Here is a 5,076-nt window from a genome sequence, read left to right as displayed (position 1 = left end):
CGAGGCCGAGCTTGCCGCCGAGGCCCGGCGCCGGCGATGCGAAATCGAGATAGTCGATCGGCGTGTTGTCGAGCGTCAGCAGATCGCGCGATGCGTCCATGCGGGTCGCCATCGCCCAGGCGACCTCTTTCCAGTCGCGCGCATCAATGTCGTCGTCCACGACGACGATGGTCTTGGTGTAATTGAACTGCGGCAGCATGCCCCACAGGCCCATCATCACCCGCCTTGCTTGTCCGGGATAGGACTTGCGAATGGAGACGATGGCGGTGCGATAGGAACAGGCCTCGGGCGGCAGCCAGAGATCGACGATTTCCGGCATTTGCCGCCGGATGGTCGGCAGGGCCAGATCGTTGAGCACGCCGCCGATCACCGAGGGCTCGTCCGGCGGCTTGCCGGTGAAAGTGGTGAGGTAAAGCGGATCGCGCCGCATGGTGATCGCGGTCACGCGCATCACCGGAAAAGGCTCGACGCTGTTGTAATAGCCGGTGTGGTCGCCATAGGGCCCCTCCGGCGCGGTTTCCGTGGCCGAGACATAGCCTTCGAGGATGATCTCCGCTTCGGCGGGCACGAGCAGGGGCGCGGTCAGGGCGGGGGCGACGCGCGGGCGCTCGCCGCGCAGCACGCCGGAGAAGCGCAGTTCGGAAACCGTCTCGGGCAATGGCAGGACGGCGGCGAGAATGGTCGCCGGATCGGCCCCGATCGCCACGGCGACCGGCATGTCCTCGCCGCGCGCGGCCCAGGCCCGATGATGCGCCGCGCCGCCCCGGTGGGCCAGCCAGCGTATGATGGCGCGATCCTTGCCGAGAACCTGCATCCGGTACACGCCGATGTTCATCCGCGCCGTATCGTCGGCCTCGGATTCCGGCGCGCGGGTGATCACCAGCGGCCAGGTAATGAGCGGCGCGGGCTCGCCGGGCCAGCACGTCTGGATCGGCAGGAGCCCGAGGTTGATATCGGCGCCGAGCAGGCGCTCCTGCTGGCATTCCGGCCGTGCGACGGGGTTGGGACGGGTCGCCAGCGCCGCGCGAACCATCGGCCATCGGCCCAAAGCGTCGCGCAGGCCGTCGAGCGGCGCGGGTTCGCGCAGCGCCGCGAGCATTTCGCCGAGGTCTGGGATTTCGTCGAGTCCGACGCCGAAACCGGCCGCGACCCGTTCCGGCGTGCCGAACAGATTGGCGATGACCGGCATGGCGGCGCCTTTCGCGCGCTCGAAACGCAGAGCCGGTCCGCCCGCGAGAAGCACGCGGCGATGCACTTCGGTCATTTCGTGAACGAGGCTGACCGGCTCGCCGATGCGGGCCAGTTGTCGCTGCTCTTCCAGGTGAAAAAGAAAGGCCCGCAGGTCGCGGAACGGAGGAACGGTGCGAAAGGACATGGCGCTTCCTGCCGCGAAAGAAGTCCGCGCGCCTTGACGATGGTTAAAGCGCATCGTCGCGTCCTCTGGTTTAACCGCGTCATGTCCAGCATGAACGCCATCCCCCTGTTTCCTTCGGCGGGCGCGGCCGCCTTGCGGCTTGCGCCGCTGACGCCGCTGTCCTTCGTCGCGGCAAGGCTCGCCGGCAGCCTCGGACGCCGCCACCCAGCGCTGTTCGCGCGCCTCGGAGCGCAGGCGGGCAAGATTTTCCTGATCGATCCGACGGATCTCCCGCTGGCTTTCCAGCTGTCGCCGCGCCCGGAGGCGCCCCGGCTCGAAGCCGTAAGGCGCGAGGCCGCGGGCGCTTGGGATGCGCGCGTCGCCGGCCCGCTGGCGGCGCTGATTGGCCTCGTTCATGGCGCCTATGACGGCGACGCTCTGTTCTTCTCGCGCGATCTCGTGATCGAGGGCGACACCGAGGCTGTTCTCGCGCTGCGCAACGCCATCGACAATGAAGAGATCGATCTCGCTCGCGAGGCCGCGGCTTTGCTGGGGCCATTCGAATCCCTCGCCCTCCGCCCCGCGCAGGGGCTGGCGGCGTTTGCGGCGCGCTGGACCGGCGTCGCCCTCACACGGCATGAACAGGGAGCGCGGGAATGACGGCGGGCCAGGCGCTCGAACTCGTCTGCCCGGCCGGAACGCCCGCCGCCTTGCGCGCCGCCATCGAGGCGGGCGCCCATGCGGTCTATTGCGGCTTCAATGACGAAACCAATGCGCGCAATTTCCCCGGGCTGAATTTCTCGCGCGCGGAAATGGCGGAGGCGATCGCCTTCGCGCACCGCCACGACGCCAAGGTTCTGGTCGCGCTCAACACATTTCCGCGCGCCGGGGCTTTCCGGCTCTGGAGCGATGCGCTGGACGATTGCGCGCGCTTCGGCGCCGACGCCGTCATCCTGGCCGATCTCGGCCTGCTGGATCATGCCGCGAATCATCATCCGGACCTGCGTTTGCATCTCTCGGTTCAGGCGGCGGCGGCGAACGCCGACGCAATTCGATTTTACGCGCGGAATTTCGGTGTCAAACGGGTCGTGCTGCCGCGCGTGCTGAGCGTGCAGGAAATCGCCGCGATCAATCGCGAGATCGACGTCGAGACCGAAGTCTTCATCTTCGGCGGCCTGTGCGTGATGGCGGAAGGACGCTGCTCGCTCTCCTCCTACGCGACCGGGAAATCGCCGAACATGAACGGCGCCTGCTCGCCCGCCAGCCATGTCGATTATCGCCAGGAGGGCGGCGACCTGGTGTCGCGGCTCGGCGGCTTCGCCATTCATCGCGTCGCGGAGGGCCAGCCTGCCCCTTATCCCACCTTGTGCAAAGGGGTCTTCGAGGCCGGAGACTACAAGGGCCATGTTTTCGAGGACCCCGTCAGCCTCGATGCGGCGGCCTTGATTCCGCAACTGGCTGAGGCTGGCGTCTCGGCGTTGAAGATCGAAGGCCGCCAGCGCAGCCGGGCCTATACCGAGGCGGTCGTGCGCAGCTTCCGGCGCGCGCTGGACGATCATGCGGCGGGCCGTCCGATCGAGGCCGGCGCATTGCGGGCTTTGACCGAGGGGCAGCAAACCACTTCGGGCGCCTATCGGAAAACATGGCGTTGACTGGGAAGAGCATCGTGCCGGACAAAAGATTCGAACTCACCGTCGGACCGCTCCAGTTCAACTGGCCGGCCGAGGAAATAGCGGACTTTTACGCCCGCATCGCCGATGAGGCGCCGGTCGATCGCGTCGTCATCGGCGAACTCGTCTGCTCGAAACGCGCGCCCTTCTACGCCGATCGGATTCCCGACGTCATCGAACGGCTGGAGCGCGCCGGCAAGGCGGTCGTCCTGACGTCTCTGGCGCTGATCACGCTCGACCGTGAGCGGCGCGCGGCGCGCGAATTATTTGAGCAGGCCGCGCACGAGATCGAGATCAACGACCTGACGCTGATGGACTGGGTGGCGCCCGATAGGGCCTTTTCGGTCGGCCCGCTCGTGAATGTCTATCATGAAGCGACCATGGACTTTCTGGCGCGGCGCGGCGCGCGGCGTATCTGCCTTCCACCCGAACTGCCCTTCGCCTCCGTCGAAAGCCTGGGACGGCAGGCGCTCGACAGCGGCGTCGTTATGGAAGTCTGGGCCTATGGGCGGATTCCGCTCGCCATTTCGGGGCGCTGCTACCACGCCCGCGCCCATGGCCTGACCAAGGACTCCTGTCATTTCGTGTGCGAGCAGGACCCCGACGGTCTGGTGACGCGAACGCTCGATGGCGTGGATTTCCTCGCGATCAACGGGGTCCAGACCTTGTCGCACAAATTTGCGAATTTGATCGGCGATTTCGAACAGCTCGGAAAAGCCGGCGTCACGAGCTTGCGGCTGTCGCCGCACAGCGGGGATTTTGTCTCGGTGGCTCGGGCTTTCGCCGATGTCGCGGCGGGACGGATCGCGCCGCGGGAGGGGCTGTCCCGATTGCGGGCCGGCCATCCCGGGGCGGAATTCACCAATGGCTTTCTGTTTGGGGCGTGCGGCGCCGCGCCACTGGCTGTACCCTGAACGCTGCTTCGAACAGAGGCGTCCAAAACGCATAGAGAAACAGGACGAACGCCGCCGTCCAGGCGACGGCCGAGACCGGAAAAAGGCTTGGCCAGAAACAGGCCCCGGCGCGCGCCGCCGCCGCGACAAGACAGAGCGCGGCCGCCGCCTCGCTCCCCGGAGAGACGACGAAGGCGAGCCCGCATCGCTTCCTGATCATGCTCGACATGATCGTCAGGACCATCCCGCCAAACCCGCCGATCGCCCAGACATGGATCGCCATCGCGGCCGGGACGGTGTCGGGCGCGACGCCGTGGGCTGCAACGAGGATAAAGCCAAGCGGGAGGGATGCGTAGGTCGCATAGAGCGCGACCAGCGTCGGCGTCTCGAACGTCCGCCGCCCGACCCAGGACGCCATGCGCAGGAATTGCGCCGCGCCGGCCGCGAACGGGCCGGCGGGCGTCCATGGGGCCTCGGGCGCCAACAATTGCGAGGCGAGGGCCGCGATGGCCAACGCGGCCGAAATCGGCTCGATCGCCCGCCGGCGCGGCGGCCGGGCCATTTCGCCGCAAAGCATGTCGAAGCGCGCCGTCAGGGCCGGAAGGACGCGCCCGCCGATCAGCATGGCCAGCGCCACGGTCGCAGCGACCGCGACATGCGCCGCCAAGGCCTGGCTTGGCGGCGCGAATGGACCGCAGCACACGACGGCCGCCGCCGCATAAAGCGCCAGCAGCACAATGGTCTTCCGGTTGCGCCGGTCATTCGCCCTGATCACGTGATGGGCGGCGACGCCGGCCAGCAGCGCGCACGGCATGCCTTGGACAAGGCCGAGCGGCCATGGCTGCGTCGGGATGAATCGAGCGAAGGCCCACATGCCGATGAAAGCCGGAACGGCGCCCTCGCTCAGCGGACGCTTCGTCCAGCGCGGCAAAGCGGTGAACAGAAACCCCGCCATGGCGGCGGCGACAAAGCCGAACAGCAATTCCTTCTGATGCCATTCGACGGCGTCGGCGATCGACCAGTTTGCGAAACGTTCGGAAAAAGCGGCGAGCCAGCCGAAGCCGACGGCGATGGCGTCGAGGGCGGCCAGAGGGAAAAGCAGGGCGAAGGGCGGCGGCGCCGCGCGCTGGCGCATCAGGCTTGTTCCCGGATTCCGAAA

At 67.5% G+C, this 5,076-nt stretch carries 5 protein-coding genes; 3 read left to right on the top strand and 2 right to left on the bottom strand.

The window, feature by feature from the left end:
• Positions 1–1,375: UbiD family decarboxylase (locus ACE3S9_RS14580; RefSeq protein WP_374547207.1), on the bottom strand; the 1,375-nt coding region annotated here is incomplete at its 3' end.
• A gap of 81 nt (positions 1,376–1,456) precedes the next feature.
• Between ACE3S9_RS14580 and ACE3S9_RS14575 the strand changes: the two genes are divergently transcribed.
• From ACE3S9_RS14575 to ACE3S9_RS14565, 3 genes are read left to right on the top strand one after another with little or no spacing between them, the layout of a single operon-like run.
• Positions 1,457–2,014 (top strand): SCP2 domain-containing protein, encoded by a 558-nt coding sequence (locus ACE3S9_RS14575; protein WP_374547206.1) that lies wholly within the window; start codon positions 1,457–1,459, stop codon positions 2,012–2,014.
• Positions 2,011–3,006 (top strand): peptidase U32 family protein, encoded by a 996-nt coding sequence (locus ACE3S9_RS14570; protein ID WP_374547205.1) that lies wholly within the window; start codon positions 2,011–2,013, stop codon positions 3,004–3,006. The genes ACE3S9_RS14575 and ACE3S9_RS14570 overlap by 4 nt, the downstream gene beginning before the upstream one ends.
• A gap of 14 nt (positions 3,007–3,020) precedes the next feature.
• Positions 3,021–3,938: a U32 family peptidase gene (locus ACE3S9_RS14565; RefSeq protein ID WP_374547203.1), complete on the top strand. Its 918-nt coding sequence runs from the start codon at positions 3,021–3,023 to the stop codon at positions 3,936–3,938.
• Here ACE3S9_RS14565 and ACE3S9_RS14560 read toward each other — a convergent pair.
• A partial coding sequence (locus tag ACE3S9_RS14560; RefSeq protein WP_374547202.1) for an NnrS family protein occupies positions 3,883–5,076 on the bottom strand: 1,194 nt, incomplete at its 5' end. The genes ACE3S9_RS14565 and ACE3S9_RS14560 overlap by 56 nt on opposite strands.

Origin of the sequence: Rhodoblastus sp., from assembly GCF_041915505.1 — a bacterium.
Lineage (GTDB): Bacteria > Pseudomonadota > Alphaproteobacteria > Rhizobiales > Beijerinckiaceae > Rhodoblastus.
The sequence above is the reverse complement of the archived record's forward strand: the minus strand, read 5'-3'. Positions and strand labels throughout refer to the sequence as shown.